The following is a 16,899-nucleotide window of genomic DNA, read 5'->3' as shown; positions in this document are numbered from 1 at the left end:
ACGAACCGATCACGCCGGCCGCGGGCACCCTCGCGGCGGCCCGAAAGGCTCCACCACATGAACACCACCCGAGGCTTCACCGGGCGCCCGCGCGCCGCCCGGCCGGGGTTGCCGCCCGGCCAGTACGACGCCGGTGACGACTGGCCCGTGCTGTCCGCCGAGGTCACGCCCGACCTGTCGCCCGCCGACTGGACCTTCCGCGTGGGCGGACTGGTGGCCGAGACCCGCAGCTGGGATCCGGCCGGGGCGCGCCGACTGCCGGCGTCGGCGTACTCGGGCGACATCCACTGCGTGACCGGCTGGTCGAAGTTCGGGGTGCGGTTCGGGGGCGTGTCCCTGGACGCCTTCCTGGACGCGGTGCGCCCGCTGCCGTCCGCGACGCACGCCGTCGCCTACGCGCACACCGGCTATACCGCGAACCTGCCGCTCGCGGACCTGACCGGCGGGCGCGCGTGGATCGTGTGGGAGTACGACGGGCGCCCGCTCGCCCCCGAGCACGGCGGCCCGGCGCGCCTGGTGGTGCCGCACCTGTACTTCTGGAAGAGCGTCAAGTGGATCGCGGGCCTGGAACTCCTCGACCACGACGAGCCGGGCTTCTGGGAGCGGAACGGCTACCACGCGCGCGGCAACCCCTGGCAGGAGCAGCGGTATGCCGGTGACTGAGACAGCGACGCACACGGCGGGGTCCTTCACTCCCCCGACGCGGTTCGCCGTGCCCGGGCGCGTCGAGGTGAACGGCCGGGTGGCCGGTACGTGGCAGACGGCCACCCTCACGGAGATCCGCCGCGAGACGCACCGCGCGTCCACCTTCCGGTTCGCCGTGCCCGGCTGGGCGGGGCACCTGCCCGGCCAGCACCTGATGCTGCGGCTGACCGCCGGAGACGGGTACGTGGCCCAGCGCCACTACTCGCTGGCGTCCGCGCCGGACGACTCGGGGCACATCGAGCTGACCCTCGACCACGTCGAGGACGGCGAGGTGTCCGGCTGGTTCCACACGGTCGCCCGGCCCGGCGACCGGATCGAGGTGCGCGGCCCGCTGAGCGGCTTCTTCGCCTGGCCCGGCGACCGGCCCGCCCTGCTGCTGGGCGCGGGCTCCGGGGTCGTCCCGCTGATGTCGATGGTGCGGCACCACCGGGCGCGGGGTCTGACGGTGCCGCTGCGGCTGCTGGTGTCCGCGCGCACTCCCGAGGAGCTGATCTACGCCCGCGAGTTCGGCGCGGAGACCACGCCCGTCTTCACCCGCGGCGCCCCGGCCGGCACGCCGGTGGGCCGGATGACGACCGCGCACCTGGCGCCGCTCCTGGCCGAAGCGCCCGCCGACGGCTGGGAGGCCTACGTGTGCGGCTCCAACTCCTTCGCGGAGCACGCCTCGCGGCTGCTGGTGGCGGCCGGCCAGCCGGTGCACCGGATCCGGATCGAACGCTTCGGCTGACCTGGCCGGACCGCGGTGACCGGACGGCCGCCCGGCCCCGCCGGGGGAAGACCTCCGGTCCCCGAGCACCCCCGGACGCCGGGTCCGTGACCGCGGGCCCGGTTTCCCCCCGGCCCCGCTGGGCACCTGTCCGCGGCGCGGTGCGGTCGTCCGGCGTTCCGGGGTGGGCGACACGGTGAGCGAGACCCGCCGAACGGGGTACCAGACCTGTGCGGGCACTCGCACGCGTGGCGCGACGCGGAGACCCGGCGGCCCCGCTCTGGTACGGCCGCCCGCCCGGCCCTCCGGTCGCTGTGATCGCGAGGAGGTCGACATGCGAACCCGGGTGCGCGGCTGGCGCATGCGGCGCAATCCGCTGCGCCGCCGGTCGGACGTCGTCGAGGCGTGGACCGTGCTGGTCGTCGCGGTCCTGCTGGTCGTGGGGGCACCGCTGCTCGGAGCCGCCACGGCCTGGTGGAGCCACGGTCAGGCCCAGGCGGTCGCGGCGGAGCAGCGCGCGGAGCGGTACCGCGTCGACGCCGAGGTCGTCGGCCGGACTCCCGACACCCTGGCGTCGATGCAGGCCGGCGGGCAGCACTCGTACCGCGCGACCGTCCGCTGGAGCACGCCGGACGGAACCGACCGGAACACCACGACCCGGGTCCCGGTCGGCACCCGGCAAGGTGACACGGTCGACGTGTGGCTGGACTCCAAGGGCAGCAGCGTGCCACCGCCGACGGCCGCCGCCGCGGTCTGGCAGCACAGCGTCACCATCGGCGCGTGCACCACCTTGGGAGCGGCGCTCACCGTGCTCCTCGCGCACTGCGCCGTACGCAAGGTGGCCTTCCGGCGCCGGATGACCGAGTGGGACCGCGACTGGGCCCTCACCGAGCCGCAGTGGACACACCGCCGGGCCTGAGGGAGGCGCCGGTGACCCGACCACCTGGCGCGGTCCCCGGACCCCGCCGCCGTCCCCGTCGGCGTTCGGTCCGTCGAACCGCAGGTCAGGTCGGTGATCGGCCCGCCGGCGAGCTGGCCAGTCCTCCGACCATTCACGTACGGTGTGATCATCTGTACGGTCCGGCACTGTCTCCCCGCAAAGGCGGTTCTCGATGGCCCTGTTCGACCTTCCGCTCAAGGAACTCCGCACCTACCGCAGCGCGTCGACAGAGCCAGGCGACTTCGACACGTTCTGGAGCAAGACGCTCGAGGAAGCCCGCGCGCACGACCTGGACGCCCGCTTCGAACCGGTCGACACGGGACTGTCCACGGTGCGGGTGTACGACGTGACGTTCGCCGGGTTCGGCGGTCACCCGGTGAAGGGATGGCTGATCCTGCCGGCCGCGGCGGAGGAACCGCTGCCGCTGGTCGTGGAGTTCATCGGGTACGGCGGCGGGCGCGGGCTGCCGCACGAGCACCTGCTGTGGGCGTCCTCGGGCCGGGCGCACTTCGTGATGGACACCCGCGGCCAGGGCAGCGCCTGGGGCGGCGGGGGCGGAACCGCGGACCCCGTCGGCGGCACGCCCGCGTATCCGGGCTTCATGACCCGCGGCCTGGACGCCCCCGAGAACTACTACTACCGCCGCGTCTTCACCGACGCCGTGCGCGCGGTCGAGGCGGCCCGGTCGCACCCGCTGACCGACCCGGCCCGCACCGTCGCCCTCGGCGGGAGCCAGGGCGGCGGCATCACGATCGCCGTCGGCGGTCTGGTGCCGGACCTGACGGCCGTCGCCCCCGACGTGCCGTTCCTCTGCGATTTCCCGCGCGCGACCAAGCTGACCGACCGGCACCCCTACCGGGAGATCGGTCTGTACCTCAAGACCCACCGCGGCCGCACCGAGGACGCGCTGCGCACGCTGTCCTACTTCGACGGCGTGCACTTCGCGGCGCGCGGCCGGGCGCCCGCGCTGTTCTCGGCGGCCCTGGAGGACCAGACCTGCCCGCCGTCGACCGTCTTCGCGGCGTTCAACGCCTGGTCGCACGACGACAAGGCGATCGAGGTGTACGACTTCAACGACCACGAGGGCGGCGGGTCCTTCCAGGAGGCCGCCAAGCTGCGCTGGCTGCGCTCGCGCGCCTGAGTCCCGCGGTCCCGCCGTTCCGTCGGCCGGCCGACGGCTGACGGCTGACGGCTGACGGCTGACGGCTGACGGCTGACGGCTGACGGCTGACGGCTGACGTCGGACCGGGCGGCCGGGCGGCCACCGCGATCCCGCCACGGTGGGCCCGCGGACTTCCGCCCGGTCCGACCAATCGGTACGTTCGAGGCCGCCCGGGCCGCCCGGGCCGCACCGCCGCGGCCCGGATCCCGGCGGACGACGGAGGACCCATGTCCGAGCGCGCGGCACAGGTTCACGGCCACTGCGACACGCGCTTCGCGGCGGTCCGCGCGGCGTTCGAGGAGAACTTCCGGGACCGGGGCGAACTGGGCGCCGCGGAGGCCAACAGCGCGGCGTGGCGGGCCGCGGAGATACCGGCGGCGAACGGACACGGCACCGCGCGGGCGGTCGCCGCACTGTGCGGGATCCTCGCGGGCCGGGTACGCACGACGGCCACCGCGTGCTGTCCCCGGAAGCGGCCGAGCGAATGCGGGAGGGTCAGGGCTCCTGCCGTGATCTCGTCCTGGGCGCCGGCCTCGCGCACGAGACCGAGGCCGGACTGGGGCTGTGGCTCAGCGGCCCCAACGGCTCCTACGGCCCCAATCCGCGGGCTTTCGGACACGACGGCTTCGGCGGGTCCTGCGGTCTGGCGGACCCGGACGCCGGCGTGTCGCTGGGGTACGTCATGAACCGGATGGGGGCGCGCATCGCCGACGCCCCACGGAAGACGGCACTGGTGGACGCCCTGTACAGCGCCTTGTGAAGGGGTGTCGGACGGCCGAAGCGCGGGTGAGGTTTCGGCCGAACCCGCGGCCCGCCCTTCCCGGTTGGTTTAGACCAATGATAATTCTGGTGGCGCACCGAGCCCGCGCGGCTACCGCACGTCACCAACAGGAGGGCGCGGCATGGCCCGCACCACTTCGCACGACCATCCCCTCACCGACGGACAGCCCCTCTACTGGCGGGTGGCCGCACAGCTCCTCGCCGAGCTGCGCGACGGGACCGTCCCACCGGGCGCACGCCTGCCGGGCGAACGCCGGCTGGCCGAGCGCTACGGGGTCAGCCGGGAGACCGTACGGCAAGCCTTGGAGGTGCTGCGCCGGGACGGCCTCCTCGCCACCGACCGGCGGGGCAGCCACGCCGCCCTGACCGGCCCGCCGGCACACTGCCCGGCCTCCCTCACCTTCCCGGTCGGCGCCCGGACGGCGGAGCCGTGCACCGGCGACCGGGCCACCGTCGCCTGGGAGACTCCGCCGCCGGAGCACGCCGCGGCACTGGGACTGGCGCCGGGCCGGGCGACGCTGGTGCACCGCTACGCTTCCGCGACCGCCGACGGAACCGGCCGGCGGACCGCCGTGACCTCGTTCTCCGCCGTGGCGCTCGCCGAGGTCGAGGAGCTGGCCCGCTACCGCGACCGCGCCGACGGCAGCGCCTCGGCGCAACTGCGGCGGGCCTACGACTGGATGCGCCGCGCGGGCCTGACCCTGCACCACCGCGACACGATCAGCCGCATCGCGGACACGCCGTCGGTGCGGGTCGTCCGACGGGTACACGACCAGTACGCGCGTCCCCTGGAGATCACGGACCTCGTCGTGGACGCCCGGCAGGACGCGCTGGTCTACGAGTTCACGCTGCCGGCGGCGGGCTGAGCCCGCACCCACCGTCAGGGCAGCCGCCGGGCCACCACCATCCGGACGCGCGGGCTGCCGTCGGGCCGGTTCCCGAACTCCGGCAGGGCGTGCAGGTCCGTCCGGAAACCGGCGCGCGCCAGTTCCCGTCCCACGTCCCCGAGCCGGAACGTCCGGTAGTACATGACGAACGGCGGCCGCCACAGCGCGTTGCGCACCCGCATCGCGGCGTCGAAGCCGAGCAGCGTCCAGTAGCCGCGGGAGCCGGGGCGGGGTGGCGCGACCACGGGGAAGACGAAACAGCCGCCCGGTCGCAGTGCGGAGCGCACCTGGGTGAACAGTCCCGGCAGTTCCCGCGGCAGGAAGTGCCCGAACGCACCGAAGCTGACCACGAGGTCGAACGCGGGCCCGAACGGCAGGGCGCGGGCGTCCGCGCGCACCCAGGAGACCGCCGGCCCCTCGGGTACGGCACGCCCCCGGGCGACCTCCAGCATGCCCGCGCTGAAGTCGACCCCCGTCACGCCCTCCCGGCACACCCGGGCCAGCACGCCCACCCCCGCGCCGGTGCCGCAGCACAGGTCGAGTCCGGCGTCGAACGGCCCCATCGGCGCCAGTGCCGAGGCCACGGCGCCGAGCACCCGGTCCGGCGTCCGGTACGGGGTGTGCTCGAACTTCGGGGCGAGCAGGTCGTAGCCGCGTTCGACCGACGACAGTGCCTGGACGGCGAGTTCACGCAGGGTGGGGCCTTCGGGGCTGAACATCCGGTCAGCCTAGAGGCCGGCCGGCGGGCCCGGTGGGGGCGCGCCGCTCCCGCAGCACCGTCAGTACGCGCTCGCACCAGCGGGCGTTCTCGCGCTCGAAGGCGATCCCGGCGAGCAACGTGAGGTAGGGCCCGACGCGGTCGGCGTCCCGCAGGTGCTCCTCCTCGGTGCGGCCGTCGAGGAGTCGCTCGCGGACGCGCTCGTAGCGGGCGAGTTTCCCCAGGGCCCAGGACCTGCGCTCCTCCACCAGCGCGCGGACCCGTTCCGGGGCCAGGCCGTCCATGGCCTGCATCTTGATCAGGAACTCGTCGCGGATGGCGGTGGGGCGCCGGGTCGGCTCGGCGGCGAAGGCGCCCAGCCGTTCCCGGCCGGCCTCCGTGAGGGAGAACAGCCTCTTGGTGGGCCTGCGCTCCTGCGGCACCGTCCGCGCCTCGATGAGCCCGTCGCCGGCGAGACGCTCCAGCTCCCGGTAGAGCTGCTGCGGTGTGGCGGGCCAGAAGTTGGCGAGCGATACGTCGAACACCTTGGACAGCTCGTAGCCCGAGGCCTCCCCCTCCAGCAGAGCGGCCAGGACGGCGTACTTGAGAGACATGTCGACACGCTAGCAAGCAGGGACTAGTCTAGTCCGCACCTATTCAAATAGTTGACCAATGCTCACCGAGGAGGCGCGATGCAGGCATTCCGCGCGGCGGTCGAAGCCCACGATCTCGACGCCGTCGAAGCACTGCTGGCCGAAGATGTCGTCTTCACCAGCCCCGTCGTGTTCAAGCCCTACCACGGCAAGGCGATCACGGCCGCGATCCTGCGCGGCGTCTCCCGCGTCTTCGAGGACTTCCGCTACGAGCGCGTCATCGGTGCGGCGGACGGCCGCGACCACGCGCTGGTGTTCACGGCGCGGATCGGCGACCGCGAGATCGGCGGCTGCGATTTCCTGCACCTCGACGCGTCCGGACGCATCGACGAACTCACCGTGATGGTGCGCCCGTTGTCGGGCGCGCAGGCGCTGCAGGCGGCGATGGGTGCGCAGTTCGACCGGATCGCGCGGGAGGCTCGGGAGGCGCAGGTGCGGGAGGCGGGGGAGGCTCGGGAGGCGTAGGAGTTCAGGGGCGTCCGGGCGGCTCGGTCCCGCCCGGCGCGTGCGGAAGAGGGAACAAGCGGAACGTCGAAGCTGTTGGGAAGGGCGGGACGGGTCGCCCGTCCCGCCTCGCCGCCCTTCCACCCCCACCTGCCGGGTGGTACAGTGCGGTCAGCGCCTGTGTACGCCCCTTTCGGGGCGCCGGTGCCAGTTTCCCTTCGGTTCGCCGACCCGCCCGTCCTGATGCGACCGGCGCGTCCGCTTCTCAGCACAACCTCCTGGGCAGGGTCCTCCCCCGCCGTACCCGAGGTGCTGTTCCCGCCGTCCGGAGGCGTGTCGTCCGACCCCTCGCGCGGCTTCTCCCCTCCCTTCCGCATGCCCCGTGCCCGTGTCCTCGAAAGGACCGAACACCATGACCACCACACTCGAACGCCCCCCTGTGCAGCAGTCCCCGGCCGAGACCGCGAACGGTGTCCTCGACATCGACGCGGGCGGGAAGGGACATCTGCGGGGCGGCAGCCTCCAGCCCGAGCCGTCCGACCTCTCCCTGTCCCCCGCGCTGATCCGCCGCCACGGCCTGCGCAGGGGCGACCTGGTCGAGGGCGTGCGCGGCGACCGGCGCACCCTGACCGACGTCGTCCGCGTCAACGGCCGCACGCCCGAACGGCAGAGCGGCCGACGGAACTTCCACGACCTGACACCACTGCATCCGCACGAGCGGCTGCGCCTCGAACACCCGGCGGCCGGACTGACCGGGCGGGTCGCCGATCTGATCGCCCCGGTCGGCAAGGGCCAGCGCGGCCTGATCGTGGCGCCGCCGAAGACCGGCAAGACCGTCCTCCTCCAGCAGATCGCCGCCGCCGTCGCCGGCAACCACCCCGGCTCCCACCTGATGGTGGTGCTGCTCGACGAGCGGCCCGAGGAGGTCACCGACATGCGCCGGTCCGTGCGGGGCGAGGTGTACTCCTCGACCTTCGACCAGAGCGCCAAGCAGCACATCGCGCTCGCCGAGCTCGTGATCGAACGCGCCAAGCGGCTCGTCGAGGCCGGTGAGGACGTCGTCATCCTCCTCGACTCCCTGACCCGGCTGTGCAGGGCGCACAACAACGCCGCCTCCTCCAGCGGCCGCACGCTCAGCGGCGGGGTCGACGCCGGGGCGCTGCTCGGGCCGAAGCGGTTCTTCGGTGCCGCCCGGAAGGCCGAGGAGGGCGGCTCCCTCACCATCCTCGCCACCGCCCTGGTGGAGACGGGGTCGCGTGCCGACGACTTCTACTTCGAGGAACTGAAGAGCACCGGCAACATGGAGCTGCGGCTGAGCCGGGACCTCGCCTCCCGCCGGGTCTTCCCGGCCGTGGACATGACCGGCTCCGGCACCCGCCGCGAGGAGCTCCTGCTGTCCGGCGCCGAGTCGACCGCCGTACGCGGGCTGCGGCGGGCCCTGGCGTCCCGGGACGGGCAGTCCGGTCTGGAGACGCTGCTGGAGCGGATGCGCCAGACGCCGGACAACGCCACGTTCCTGCGGCGCGTCCAGCCGACGCTGCCCGCCGGCTGACACCGCCCGCGGGCCGACGGGCCCCGGCGGCGGGTCTCCCCTACGGCATCCGGGTGCTTGCGAGCGCGACTCGGCCCGGGCAGCGTGGCGTTCCGGGGGCCCGTTTCTACGTTTGCGGTATGACTATCGGATTCTCATCCCGGGCGGCTCGTTCCACCTGTGTGCTCTGCGTGGCGGGGTTGCTGACGCTCATGCCCGCCGCGGCCGCCCGTGCCGGGCGGCCGGACCCCGGCCCGCCCGGCGGTCCACGGGTGGCGGCGCCGCAGCCGTCGCTGCTGTACCGCTCCGGTACGCAGGTCCGGCCCCGCCCCGGGGCGCCCGGGGTCCCCGATGTCTCCGCCCTGTCCTGGGTGGTCGCCGACGCCGGCACCGGCGACGTCCTGGCGGCACACGACGCGCATCGCAAGCTGCCGCCCGCCAGCACCCTCAAGGCCCTGTTCGCGCTCACGGTGCTGCCGGTCCTGCCGGGCGGCATCCGCCACGAGGTGAGCGGGGAGGAACTGTCCGGCATCGGCCCCGGCAGCAGCCTGGTCGGTGTCGTCGAGGGCCGCACGTACCGGGTCTCCGACCTGTGGAACGGCGTCTTCCTCAACTCCGGCAACGACGCCGTGCACGTCCTCGCCTCACTCACCGGCGGCTGGAGCGCCACGGCCGCCCGGATGCAGGCCGAGGCCCGTGCCCTCGGCGCCCGCGACACCCACGTGCGTTCCCCCGACGGCTACGACGCGCCGGGCCAGGTGTCGTCGGCGTACGACCTGGCGGTCTTCGGCCGGGCGGGGCTGCGCAACCCGGATTTCGCGCGGTACTGCGCCAAGGTCGACGCGATGTTCCCCGGCCGGAACGGGAACTCGTACGGGATCATGAACACCAACCGGCTGCTCACCGGGGCGGACGGCGTGGAGGCCTACCCGGGGCTGATCGGCGTCAAGAACGGCTACACCAGCAATGCCGGCAACACCCTGATCGCCGCGGCACGCCGTGACGGGCGGACTCTGGTCGTGACCGTGATGAACCCTCAGGAGGGCGGCGGTCACGCCGTGTACGAGGAGGCCCGCTCGCTGCTCGACTGGGGCTTCGAGGCGGCCGGGCACGTCGACCCGGTGGGTTCGCTGGCACCCGGCGGCGCCCGGCCTCGGCAGGGCCCCCAGGCCGTGCCCGCGAGGGTCCCGGCGGTGCGGCCGTCGCGGGACGACCCCGGCTGGCCGGAGACCGGTGCCATCGTGGGCGTGGCCGGGCTCGGCGCCGGAGTCATGGCACTGGCACTGCGGCTCAAGCTGGTGCGGGTCGAGGAGAGTTGACGCCGCTCGGGCGGCCGTTCAGAAGACCGACAGCCCCGTGAGCGTCGTGAAGCGGTCCAGCGCCGCCACCCCGGCCACCGAGTTGCCCCGCTCGTCCAGGCCTGGGCTCCACACGCACAGCGTGCAGTGGCCCGGCACCACCGCGATGATGCCGCCGCCGACCCCGCTCTTGCCCGGCAGCCCCACCCGGTAGGCGAACTCGCCGGCCGCGTCGTACGTCCCGCAGGTCAGCATCACCGCGTTGACCTGCTTGGCCTGACTGCGGCTCAGCAGCCGGCTGCCGTCGGCGCGGAGGCCGTGCCGGGCCAGGAACCCGGTCGCGAGGGCGAGGTCGGCGCAGGACGCGGCGACGGAGCACTGGCGGAAGTACTGCTCGAGCAGGACGGGCACCGGGTTGTCGATGTTGCCGTACGACGCCATGAAGTGACCGAGGGCCGCGTTGCGGTCGCCGTGGGCGCTCTCGGAGGCGGCGACCTCCTCGTCGTAGGTCAGGCCCGGGTTGCCGCTCTCCGCGCGCAGGAAGGCCAGCAGTTCCTCCGCGGCGTCCCCGGTGCGGGTGTGCAGGCGGTCGGTGACGACGAGGGCGCCCGCGTTGATGAACGGGTTGCGCGGGATGCCGTTCTCGTACTCCAGCTGCACCAGGGAGTTGAACGGGTTGCCGGACGGTTCGCGGCCCACGTGCTCCCAGAGCGCGTCGCCCTCGCGGGACAGGTCGAGGGCCAGAGTGAAGACCTTGGTGATGGACTGCGCGGAGAACGGCTCCCGCCAGTCCCCCACCCCGTACACCGTGCCGTCCGGCTCGGCGACGGCCATGCCGAAGCGGCGCGGGTCGCAGGCGGCGAGGGCCGGGATGTAGTCGGCGGGCCGGCCGCTGCCGGGGGTCCGCTCGATCTCCTCGGCGATGCGCTCCAGGACCGGCTGGAAGGTCGTCCGCGTACTCATGATCGCCATTCTTCCTCCGCGCCGGTCCCGGCGCGCGGCCGGGTGGGCACGGGGCCGCTGCCCGCCGGGGCCTTCGGCCGCAGCGGTTCGGTGCGCCGTCCGGCGGGCGGCCGCGGGGCCGCCGGCCCGGGTTCGGCGGCTCCGCGGCCGCTCGCCAGGGCCCCTCGGCGCTCTCGACCGCCCGCCGTGCGGCGGAGGCGCGGGTCGAGCGCGGCGACCGGGCCGACGCGGGTCGCGGCGCCCTCGGGGCGGCGGTGACGCCGTGGACGCGGCGCTCGGCGAGGGTGCGGCAGGCGCCGCGCGGGTGGGGTGCGGCTCCGTCGTGCGGGTGCGAGCGGCCACCGTCCGCGGCACCCGAGAACGGCACCGAGAGGCGCACTACGCGCACGAGGCGAGCGGTACGGGGTCCAGCGCGGGCACCGGACGCACCCGCCCCACCGGCTCCCCTCCCCCGAGCAGCGGCTCACCCGCGAACTCCGTGAGCAGCTCCGGGGTGACACCCGCCCGCGCGAGTGCCGCCGCGGCGACCGGGACGCGGGCGCGGTCGGCCCCGTCGGCTATCTTCACGGCGACCGCACTGCCGTCGGGCCGGGCGGCGACCTGGACTCCCTCGAAGCCGTCCTTGGCGAGCAGCCCGGGCACGGCCCGCATCAGCGCGGCGACGTCCCGGCCGGAACCCGAGGCCATCTCGGGGTGCTCGCGCATCGCGTCCGCCACGCGGGCCTCCGGGGTGCCGGGGACGGCGGTGGTGATGCGGGCGGCGGCGCGGGCGAGACCGTGCAGGGAGACCGCGAACAGGGGCGCGCCGCAGCCGTCGACGGTCACCCGGGCGACACGCTGCCCGGTGAGATCCTCGACGGTCTCGGCGATCGCCCGCTGGAGCGGGTGGCCGGGGTCGAGGTAGTCCTTCAGGGACCAGCCGTTGAGCACGCAGGTGTACAGCATGGCGGCGTGCTTGCCGGAGCAGTTCTGGGCGAGCCGGGACGGGAGGCGGCCCTCCCTGACCCAGGAGTCCCGGACGACCGGGTCGAAGGGCAGGTCGGGGACGTTGCGCAGGTGGCTCTCGGCGAGCCCGGCGAGTTCGAGGATGCGCCGGGCGCCGGCGAGGTGGCGTTCCTCGCCGGAGTGGCTGGCGGCGGCGAGCGAGAGGAGACGGCCGTCCAGCGGCAGCCCGGCGCGGACCATGGCGACGGCCTGGACCGGCTTGAGGGCGGAGCGCGGGTAGCAGGCGGCCTCGATGTCCCCGAGCCGGAACCGGGTCTCCCCGCCCGGGCCGAGGACGACGACGGAGCCGTAGTGCACGCCCTCGACGACACCGCCGCGCACCAGGTGGGCGACGGGAGTGTGGAGGGGCTCGCGGATGGGGGGCGGGTCCGCGGGGGAACCGCCGTACGTCACGGCTCGGGGGTCGGGGGCCGGCCCGGCCGCCCGGGTCTGTCGGTGCTCGCTCACGCCTCGGGTGCGCCTTCCGTGGGGGTGGTGTCCGTGCGCGTGGGGCGCACGATGTCGCTCAGGGTGGTCTCGACGCGGTCGAGGTGGTGGGCCATGGCCTCTTCGGCGTCGCGGTCGCTGCCGTCGAGCAGCGCCTCGACGATGGCCCGGTGTTCCCGGTTGGACTGTTCGCGCCGGCCGCCCAGTTCGTTGAGGAAGGCGGACTGGCGGGCCAGCGCGTCGCGGATCTCCTCGATGACCCGACGGAAGACCGGGTTCTGGGCGGCCTCGGCCACGGTGAGGTGGAAGAGGGTGTCCATCGCCACCCACGCGGTGGTGTCCGTCTCCCGCTCCATGCGGTCCAGGAGGTGGGCGATGCGGTCGAGGTTCTCCGGGGTGCGGCGCCGGGCCGCGTAGCCGGCCACCGGGATCTCGACGTGGCGGCGCACCTCCAGCAGGTCGCCGGCCGTGTAGTCGCCGAAGGTGGGGTCCTCGACCGCGCCGGCGACGACGAAGGTGCCCTTGCCGGTTCTGGAGACGGTCAGCCCCATGGTCTGCAGGGCGCGCAGCGCCTCGCGCAGTACCGGCCGGGAGATCTCCAGGGTGCGGCACAGCTCCGCCTCGGAGGGGAGCTTGTCGCCGATCGCGTACTCGCCGCGCTCGATGGCGCCGCGGAGGTGGCCGAGCGCCGCTTCCATGGCGCTGACGCGCCGCGGGGCCGGACCACCTGTCTGGCTGTCTGACAGGTTCACGGGGGCGATCCTGCGGGGCGGGCGGGAAAGCTGTCAAGGCGGGACGGCTGGACCCGGGGTGGTGCTAGCCACACCCCGCCTTCGGGGGCAGACGTCATTCCGCGGCAGGGGAGCCGTTCACATACTGAAGGACATGGCGAATCCACCGGTGCTCATCGAGAGCTTGCCCACCCGCGAAATCGAGAGCTTGCCCACCACCGAACAAGAAAAGGGACGCGAAAAGGGAAGCGACTTTTCCGAACTCTCACGGCGTATAGCCGACGCGGGGCTGCTCCGGCGCCGCCCGCTCTATTACACGGTCCGTTTCGGTGCCGTCGCCCTCGCGCTCGCGGGCGGTGTCGCCGCCTTTCTCACGCTGGGGAACAGCTGGAGCCAGCTGTTCGTCGCGGTGGCGCTGGCCGTCGTCTTCGGCCAGCTCGGACTCGCGGCCCACGACCTCGCCCACCGGCAGGTCTTCTCACGCCGGCGCCCCAGCGAAACCGGTGGCCTCCTCGTGGCCAACCTGCTGCTGGGCATGAGCTACGGCTGGTGGATGAACAAGCACACGCGCCACCACGCGAATCCGAACCACGAGGAGAAGGACCCGGACGTCTCCCCCGACATCCTGGTGTGGTCACGGCGTCAGGCGAACAAGGCGAAAGGGCTTCCCCGTGTCGTCGGGAAACACCAGGCCGCCCTGTTCTTCCCGCTGCTGACGCTGGAAGGACTCAATCTGAGTTTCAGCAGTTTCAAGGCGCTGCGCAGCCCGTCCATGAAACGGCCGGTTCTCGAGGGCACGCTGCTCGTGGCGCATTTCGTCCTGTACTTCGGCGGGCTGTTCACGGTCCTCTCCCCCGGCAAAGCGCTCGCGTTCATCGCCGTGCACCAGGGGCTGTTCGGGATCTACCTGGGCTCGGTCTTCGCTCCCAACCACAAGGGCATGCCGATGATCGAGGAGGGCATGCGCCTCGACTTCCTGCGCCGCCAGGTCCTCACCTCCCGCAATGTTCGCGGTGGCGTACTCGTCGACGCCTTCATGGGCGGCCTCAACTACCAGATCGAGCACCACCTCTTCCCCAGCATGCCGACGCCCGCCCTCGGCAGGGCCCAGGTCATCACCGAGCGGTACTGCGCCGAGCTGGGCGTCCCGTACTGCCAGACGGGCCTGCTCGCCTCGCACCGCGAGGCGCTGCGTCACCTCAGGAGTGTCGGGGAACCGCTGCGCGACGCCCGCTGAGCGGCAAGGGCCGGCCGTCCCGGCGCACGGCGGTCAGCTGTGCAGCACGCCCGCGCCGAGCAGCCCGAAGAGCAGGACGCCCACCGCGATCCGGTAGATGACGAAGGCGTTGAAGGAGTGCTTGGCGACGAACTTCAGCAGCCAGGCGATCGAGGCGTAGGCGACCACGAACGACACGAGGGTGCCGACCGCCAGGGGGGCCGCGCCCGCCCCCGTGCCCAGGGCGTCCTTCAGCTCGTACAGTCCGGCGCCGGTCAGGGCCGGGATGCCGAGGAAGAAGGAGAGCCGCGTGGCGGCCACCCGGTCGAGGTCGAGCATCAGGGCGGTGGACATGGTGGCGCCGGAGCGGGAGAAGCCGGGGAAGAGCAGCGCGAGGATCTGGGAGCCGCCGACCAGTATCGCGTCCTTGAACGAGGTGTCGTCCTCGCCCCGCTTGTGCCGCCCGGTGCGGTCCGCCACCCACATCACGCCGCTGCCGACGATCAGCGAGCCGGCGACCACCCACAGGGAGGCGAGCGGTCCCTTGATCAGCGGCTTGGCGGCCAGGCCCACGAGCACGATCGGGATCGTCGCGAAGATGACCCACCAGGCGAACTTGTAGTCGTGGTGGTAGCGCTCCTCGCGGTCGGTCAGCCCGCGCCCCCAGGCGGAGAGGATCCGCACGATGTCCTTGGAGAAGTAGACGAGCACGGCGGCGATCGCACCGACCTGGATGACCGCCGAGAACCCCACGACGGCGTCGTCGTCCACGGGGATGCCCATCAGCCCCTCGACGATCTTGAGGTGGCCGGTGGAGGAGACCGGAAGGAACTCGGTCACCCCCTCGACGGCTCCGAGGACGACGGCCTGGCCGATGCTGATGACGCTCATGGGATCCCGTTCTGCTCGGGGCTGCGGACGCGACGGCGACAGTCGTGGCCGGGCCGGTCCTCCGATGGCCAGTCCTACTACACGCAGGTCAGCGCCTCGCGTCAGGCGAAGAGCGCGTCGGCCAGTGTCACCCCGGCGAAGGCCGCCCCCAGGCCGGCCGCCACACTCGCCACCACGTTCGCGGCGGCCAGGAGGCCCGCGCCCGTCTCGGTCAGCCGGAGGGTCTCGTAGGAGAAGGTCGAGTACGTCGTGAGGGCACCGCACAGCCCGGTCCCCAGCAGCAGCCGCAGGTCGGAGCCCGCTGCCCCCGCCTGCACCGCGCCGGTCAGCAGGCCCAGGGCCAGGCAGCCGACGGCGTTCACCGTGAAGGTGCCCCAGGGGAACACCGATCCGAACCGGGACCGCACCGCGCGATCGGTGAAATAGCGGAGCGGGGCACCGGCCATACCGCCCACGAAGACCAGCAGCCAGTTCACAACGACTTCTCACCCTTCGGGTCCGTGTCCCCGGCGGCGCCGGGTGCCAGCACGCGGCGGGTCGTCCAGCCGGCGAGGCCCACCGCCGTGAGTGCCGCGAGGGGTGTCGCGGCGAGGTAGGCCACACCCGTAGGGACGTGGCCGGCGGCGAACAGGTGCCGGATGTCGACGGCGTAGGCGGAGAAGGTGGTGAAGCCGCCGAGGACTCCGGTGCCCAGGAAGGGCCGCACGAGGCGGTGGGTGTCCAGGACCTCGGTGACGACCACCATCAGCACGCCGATCAGCGCACACCCCGCGACGTTGACCCAGAAGGTCGTCCAGGGGAACCCGGCGCTGTGCGTCGGCCACCACAGGGAGGCCGCGTAGCGGGCGGCGGCACCCGTGCCGCCGCCGAGGGAGACCGCCACGACGACCGGTGCCTGGATGCGCCGGGCGGGCCGGACGGCGGCGCTGTCGGGGTTCGGGGCTGTCATCGGTCGTACGTCTCCCACTCGCCGGGCAGGGGCATGACCCCGTTCGCAAGTAGGGACCGTTGGCGGCTGTGCCGCGGTTCGGATACGGCGGGCCCCACCGCCGCGCCGCGCGCCAGGGCCGCGGCCCTGGTCAGCTTAACGCCGACGCGGCGCCCGGGTCACTTCTCGGAACCGCCGCGCAGTCGCCGGTCTACCAGCCCTTCTCGAACATCCGCGCCACCTCGGCGATCCGTACCTCGTCACGCCGGTAGTACGTCCGCCGGCGGATCCTGGTGGTACGCAGCAGCCCGAGTCCGCTGCCGACGGAGCTGGTGAAGCGGGACTCGGCCTGAGGGAGCCGGCCGCCCTCTCCGCCGATCCTTGCGCGCACACTAGATGCACGGTCAAGGAACGATCGTTTCGGTGTTACCGTGCAGGTATGGCAGTCAAGACGGCCGGTGCGCGGCTCGAGGAGCGGTGGCGGGAGATCCTCTCGGTGCACGCCCGCACGATGTGCGAGATCGACCGCGTGCTGCACCCGTACGGTCTGGGCGCGAGCGACTTCGAGGTGCTCGACATCCTCGTGGCCGAGGCGCCCGAGGACGGTGCCCAGTGCCGGGTGCAGAACCTGGTCGGCCGGGTCCACCTGAGCCAGAGCGCGCTGTCCCGGCTCATCGCCCGGCTGGAGAAGGACGGGCTGGTGGAGCGCTCGATGTGCGCGGAGGACCGGCGCGGTGTGTACGTCACCCCGACGCGCGGCGGCCGGGCCCTGCACACCGAGGTGCTGCCGCTGCAGCGGGCCGCGCTGGCCCGCACGCTCGGCGACGAGGACTCCCCCCGCGCCTAGGAGTCGTCTTCAAAGGTGCTCAAGTGATGAGGGATCATGCTTGTCGTGGTGCGTCGTCATGAGCTTTCGGATGCTGAGTGGGCTGTGTT

At 73.4% G+C, this 16,899-nt stretch carries 19 protein-coding genes and 1 pseudogene; 11 read left to right on the top strand and 9 right to left on the bottom strand.

Going from position 1 to position 16,899, the window contains the following annotated elements:
• The first annotated feature begins 57 nt into the window (after positions 1-57).
• The 6 genes from ACZ4V1_RS29785 to ACZ4V1_RS29760 all read left to right on the top strand — a co-directional run bounded on the left by ACZ4V1_RS29785 (position 58) and on the right by ACZ4V1_RS29760 (position 5,159).
• On the top strand, positions 58-663 hold the full coding sequence (locus ACZ4V1_RS29785) for a sulfite oxidase-like oxidoreductase (RefSeq protein WP_468342087.1): 606 nt from the start codon (positions 58-60) through the stop codon (positions 661-663).
• Positions 650-1,432 (top strand): ferredoxin reductase, encoded by a 783-nt coding sequence (locus tag ACZ4V1_RS29780; RefSeq protein ID WP_468342084.1) that lies wholly within the window; start codon positions 650-652, stop codon positions 1,430-1,432. Before ACZ4V1_RS29785 ends, ACZ4V1_RS29780 begins: the two co-directional genes overlap by 14 nt.
• A 313-nt stretch (positions 1,433-1,745) precedes the next feature.
• Positions 1,746-2,330, top strand: a complete 585-nt coding sequence (locus ACZ4V1_RS29775) for an Rv1733c family protein (protein ID WP_468342078.1) — start codon at positions 1,746-1,748, stop codon at positions 2,328-2,330.
• 193 nt (positions 2,331-2,523) lie between these two features.
• A complete protein-coding gene (locus ACZ4V1_RS29770) occupies positions 2,524-3,492 on the top strand; it encodes an acetylxylan esterase (protein WP_468342075.1) in 969 nt (322 codons plus the stop codon).
• A gap of 139 nt (positions 3,493-3,631) precedes the next feature.
• Complete coding sequence (locus tag ACZ4V1_RS29765; protein WP_468342072.1) at positions 3,632-4,273, top strand: serine hydrolase; 642 nt, start codon at positions 3,632-3,634, stop codon at positions 4,271-4,273.
• A gap of 142 nt (positions 4,274-4,415) precedes the next feature.
• Positions 4,416-5,159, top strand: coding sequence for a GntR family transcriptional regulator (locus ACZ4V1_RS29760; RefSeq protein WP_468342069.1), 744 nt, complete (start codon positions 4,416-4,418; stop codon positions 5,157-5,159).
• Positions 5,160-5,173: 14 nt separating this feature from the next.
• On the opposite strand, the gene ACZ4V1_RS29755 is transcribed toward ACZ4V1_RS29760, so the two are convergent.
• Together ACZ4V1_RS29755 and ACZ4V1_RS29750 are read right to left on the bottom strand one after the other, a co-directional pair.
• Entirely contained in the window at positions 5,174-5,899 is a 726-nt protein-coding gene (locus ACZ4V1_RS29755) for a class I SAM-dependent methyltransferase (RefSeq protein WP_468342067.1), read from the bottom strand.
• Between the two features lie 4 nt (positions 5,900-5,903).
• Complete coding sequence (locus ACZ4V1_RS29750) at positions 5,904-6,491, bottom strand: PadR family transcriptional regulator (RefSeq protein ID WP_468342064.1); 588 nt, start codon at positions 6,489-6,491, stop codon at positions 5,904-5,906.
• Positions 6,492-6,569: 78 nt separating this feature from the next.
• Here ACZ4V1_RS29750 and ACZ4V1_RS29745 point away from each other — a divergent pair, with 78 nt between their 5' ends.
• The 3 genes from ACZ4V1_RS29745 (at position 6,570) to ACZ4V1_RS29735 (ending at position 9,824) form a co-directional block, all read left to right on the top strand.
• Complete coding sequence (locus ACZ4V1_RS29745) at positions 6,570-6,995, top strand: nuclear transport factor 2 family protein (RefSeq protein ID WP_468342061.1); 426 nt, start codon at positions 6,570-6,572, stop codon at positions 6,993-6,995.
• A gap of 391 nt (positions 6,996-7,386) precedes the next feature.
• Positions 7,387-8,526 carry a transcription termination factor Rho gene (gene rho / locus ACZ4V1_RS29740; protein ID WP_468342058.1) on the top strand — a complete coding sequence of 380 codons (1,140 nt, stop codon included), beginning with the start codon at positions 7,387-7,389 and terminating at the stop codon, positions 8,524-8,526.
• A 119-nt stretch (positions 8,527-8,645) separates the two neighbouring features.
• Complete coding sequence (locus ACZ4V1_RS29735; RefSeq protein ID WP_468342055.1) at positions 8,646-9,824, top strand: D-alanyl-D-alanine carboxypeptidase family protein; 1,179 nt, start codon at positions 8,646-8,648, stop codon at positions 9,822-9,824.
• Between the two features lie 18 nt (positions 9,825-9,842).
• Here ACZ4V1_RS29735 and ACZ4V1_RS29730 read toward each other — a convergent pair whose 3' ends face one another.
• The 3 genes from ACZ4V1_RS29730 to ACZ4V1_RS29720 all read right to left on the bottom strand — a co-directional run bounded on the left by ACZ4V1_RS29730 (position 9,843) and on the right by ACZ4V1_RS29720 (position 12,895).
• Positions 9,843-10,775, bottom strand: a complete 933-nt coding sequence (locus ACZ4V1_RS29730) for a glutaminase (RefSeq protein ID WP_468342052.1) — start codon at positions 10,773-10,775, stop codon at positions 9,843-9,845.
• Between the two features lie 369 nt (positions 10,776-11,144).
• A complete protein-coding gene (locus tag ACZ4V1_RS29725) occupies positions 11,145-12,164 on the bottom strand; it encodes an asparaginase (RefSeq protein WP_468342272.1) in 1,020 nt (339 codons plus the stop codon).
• A 50-nt stretch (positions 12,165-12,214) separates the two neighbouring features.
• The gene (locus tag ACZ4V1_RS29720) at positions 12,215-12,895 is read right to left on the bottom strand and encodes a FadR/GntR family transcriptional regulator (RefSeq protein ID WP_468342269.1); all 681 of its coding nucleotides are present in this window, start codon (positions 12,893-12,895) and stop codon (positions 12,215-12,217) included.
• Positions 12,896-13,082: 187 nt separating this feature from the next.
• Here ACZ4V1_RS29720 and ACZ4V1_RS29715 point away from each other — a divergent pair, with 187 nt between their 5' ends.
• Entirely contained in the window at positions 13,083-14,165 is a 1,083-nt protein-coding gene (locus tag ACZ4V1_RS29715) for a fatty acid desaturase family protein (RefSeq protein WP_468342050.1), read from the top strand.
• A 33-nt stretch (positions 14,166-14,198) separates the two neighbouring features.
• Here the strand turns inward: ACZ4V1_RS29715 and ACZ4V1_RS29710 are convergent, their stop codons facing one another.
• From ACZ4V1_RS29710 to ACZ4V1_RS29695, 4 genes and pseudogenes are all read right to left on the bottom strand, one after another.
• Positions 14,199-15,035, bottom strand: a complete 837-nt coding sequence (locus tag ACZ4V1_RS29710; protein WP_468342047.1) for an undecaprenyl-diphosphate phosphatase — start codon at positions 15,033-15,035, stop codon at positions 14,199-14,201.
• Between the two features lie 101 nt (positions 15,036-15,136).
• Positions 15,137-15,511 carry a fluoride efflux transporter CrcB gene (gene crcB, locus ACZ4V1_RS29705; RefSeq protein WP_468342044.1) on the bottom strand — a complete coding sequence of 125 codons (375 nt, stop codon included), beginning with the start codon at positions 15,509-15,511 and terminating at the stop codon, positions 15,137-15,139.
• Positions 15,508-15,984 (bottom strand): fluoride efflux transporter FluC, encoded by a 477-nt coding sequence (locus tag ACZ4V1_RS29700; protein ID WP_468342041.1) that lies wholly within the window; start codon positions 15,982-15,984, stop codon positions 15,508-15,510. The genes crcB and ACZ4V1_RS29700 overlap by 4 nt, the downstream gene beginning before the upstream one ends.
• Before the next feature lie 190 nt (positions 15,985-16,174).
• Positions 16,175-16,279, bottom strand: a pseudogene (locus tag ACZ4V1_RS29695) (ArsR family transcriptional regulator); the annotation flags it as partial.
• A 123-nt stretch (positions 16,280-16,402) separates the two neighbouring features.
• Between ACZ4V1_RS29695 and ACZ4V1_RS29690 the strand changes: the two are divergent.
• A complete protein-coding gene (locus ACZ4V1_RS29690; protein WP_468342038.1) occupies positions 16,403-16,810 on the top strand; it encodes a MarR family winged helix-turn-helix transcriptional regulator in 408 nt (135 codons plus the stop codon).
• Positions 16,811-16,899 lie beyond the last annotated feature (89 nt).

It is taken from the genome of Streptomyces sp. NPDC028991, assembly GCF_055564775.1.
The sequence above is the reverse complement of the archived record's forward strand: the minus strand, read 5'-3'. Positions and strand labels throughout refer to the sequence as shown.

What these genes read in the sequence shown, in the direction of transcription:
- ACZ4V1_RS29785 (WP_468342087.1), top strand. Translation starts at nt 58, where the DNA reads ATGAACACCACCCGAGGCTTCACCGGGCGCCCGCGCGCCGCCCGGCCG.
- ACZ4V1_RS29780 (WP_468342084.1), top strand. Translation starts at nt 650, where the DNA reads ATGCCGGTGACTGAGACAGCGACGCACACGGCGGGGTCCTTCACTCCC.
- ACZ4V1_RS29775 (WP_468342078.1), top strand. Translation starts at nt 1,746, where the DNA reads ATGCGAACCCGGGTGCGCGGCTGGCGCATGCGGCGCAATCCGCTGCGC.
- ACZ4V1_RS29770 (WP_468342075.1), top strand. Translation starts at nt 2,524, where the DNA reads ATGGCCCTGTTCGACCTTCCGCTCAAGGAACTCCGCACCTACCGCAGC.
- ACZ4V1_RS29760 (WP_468342069.1), top strand. Translation starts at nt 4,416, where the DNA reads ATGGCCCGCACCACTTCGCACGACCATCCCCTCACCGACGGACAGCCC.
- ACZ4V1_RS29755 (WP_468342067.1), bottom strand. Translation starts at nt 5,899, where the DNA reads ATGTTCAGCCCCGAAGGCCCCACCCTGCGTGAACTCGCCGTCCAGGCA.
- ACZ4V1_RS29750 (WP_468342064.1), bottom strand. Translation starts at nt 6,491, where the DNA reads ATGTCTCTCAAGTACGCCGTCCTGGCCGCTCTGCTGGAGGGGGAGGCC.
- ACZ4V1_RS29745 (WP_468342061.1), top strand. Translation starts at nt 6,570, where the DNA reads ATGCAGGCATTCCGCGCGGCGGTCGAAGCCCACGATCTCGACGCCGTC.
- rho (WP_468342058.1), top strand. Translation starts at nt 7,387, where the DNA reads ATGACCACCACACTCGAACGCCCCCCTGTGCAGCAGTCCCCGGCCGAG.
- ACZ4V1_RS29735 (WP_468342055.1), top strand. Translation starts at nt 8,646, where the DNA reads ATGACTATCGGATTCTCATCCCGGGCGGCTCGTTCCACCTGTGTGCTC.
- ACZ4V1_RS29730 (WP_468342052.1), bottom strand. Translation starts at nt 10,775, where the DNA reads ATGGCGATCATGAGTACGCGGACGACCTTCCAGCCGGTCCTGGAGCGC.
- ACZ4V1_RS29720 (WP_468342269.1), bottom strand. Translation starts at nt 12,895, where the DNA reads ATGGAAGCGGCGCTCGGCCACCTCCGCGGCGCCATCGAGCGCGGCGAG.
- ACZ4V1_RS29715 (WP_468342050.1), top strand. Translation starts at nt 13,083, where the DNA reads ATGGCGAATCCACCGGTGCTCATCGAGAGCTTGCCCACCCGCGAAATC.
- ACZ4V1_RS29710 (WP_468342047.1), bottom strand. Translation starts at nt 15,035, where the DNA reads ATGAGCGTCATCAGCATCGGCCAGGCCGTCGTCCTCGGAGCCGTCGAG.
- ACZ4V1_RS29700 (WP_468342041.1), bottom strand. Translation starts at nt 15,984, where the DNA reads ATGACAGCCCCGAACCCCGACAGCGCCGCCGTCCGGCCCGCCCGGCGC.
- ACZ4V1_RS29690 (WP_468342038.1), top strand. Translation starts at nt 16,403, where the DNA reads ATGGCAGTCAAGACGGCCGGTGCGCGGCTCGAGGAGCGGTGGCGGGAG.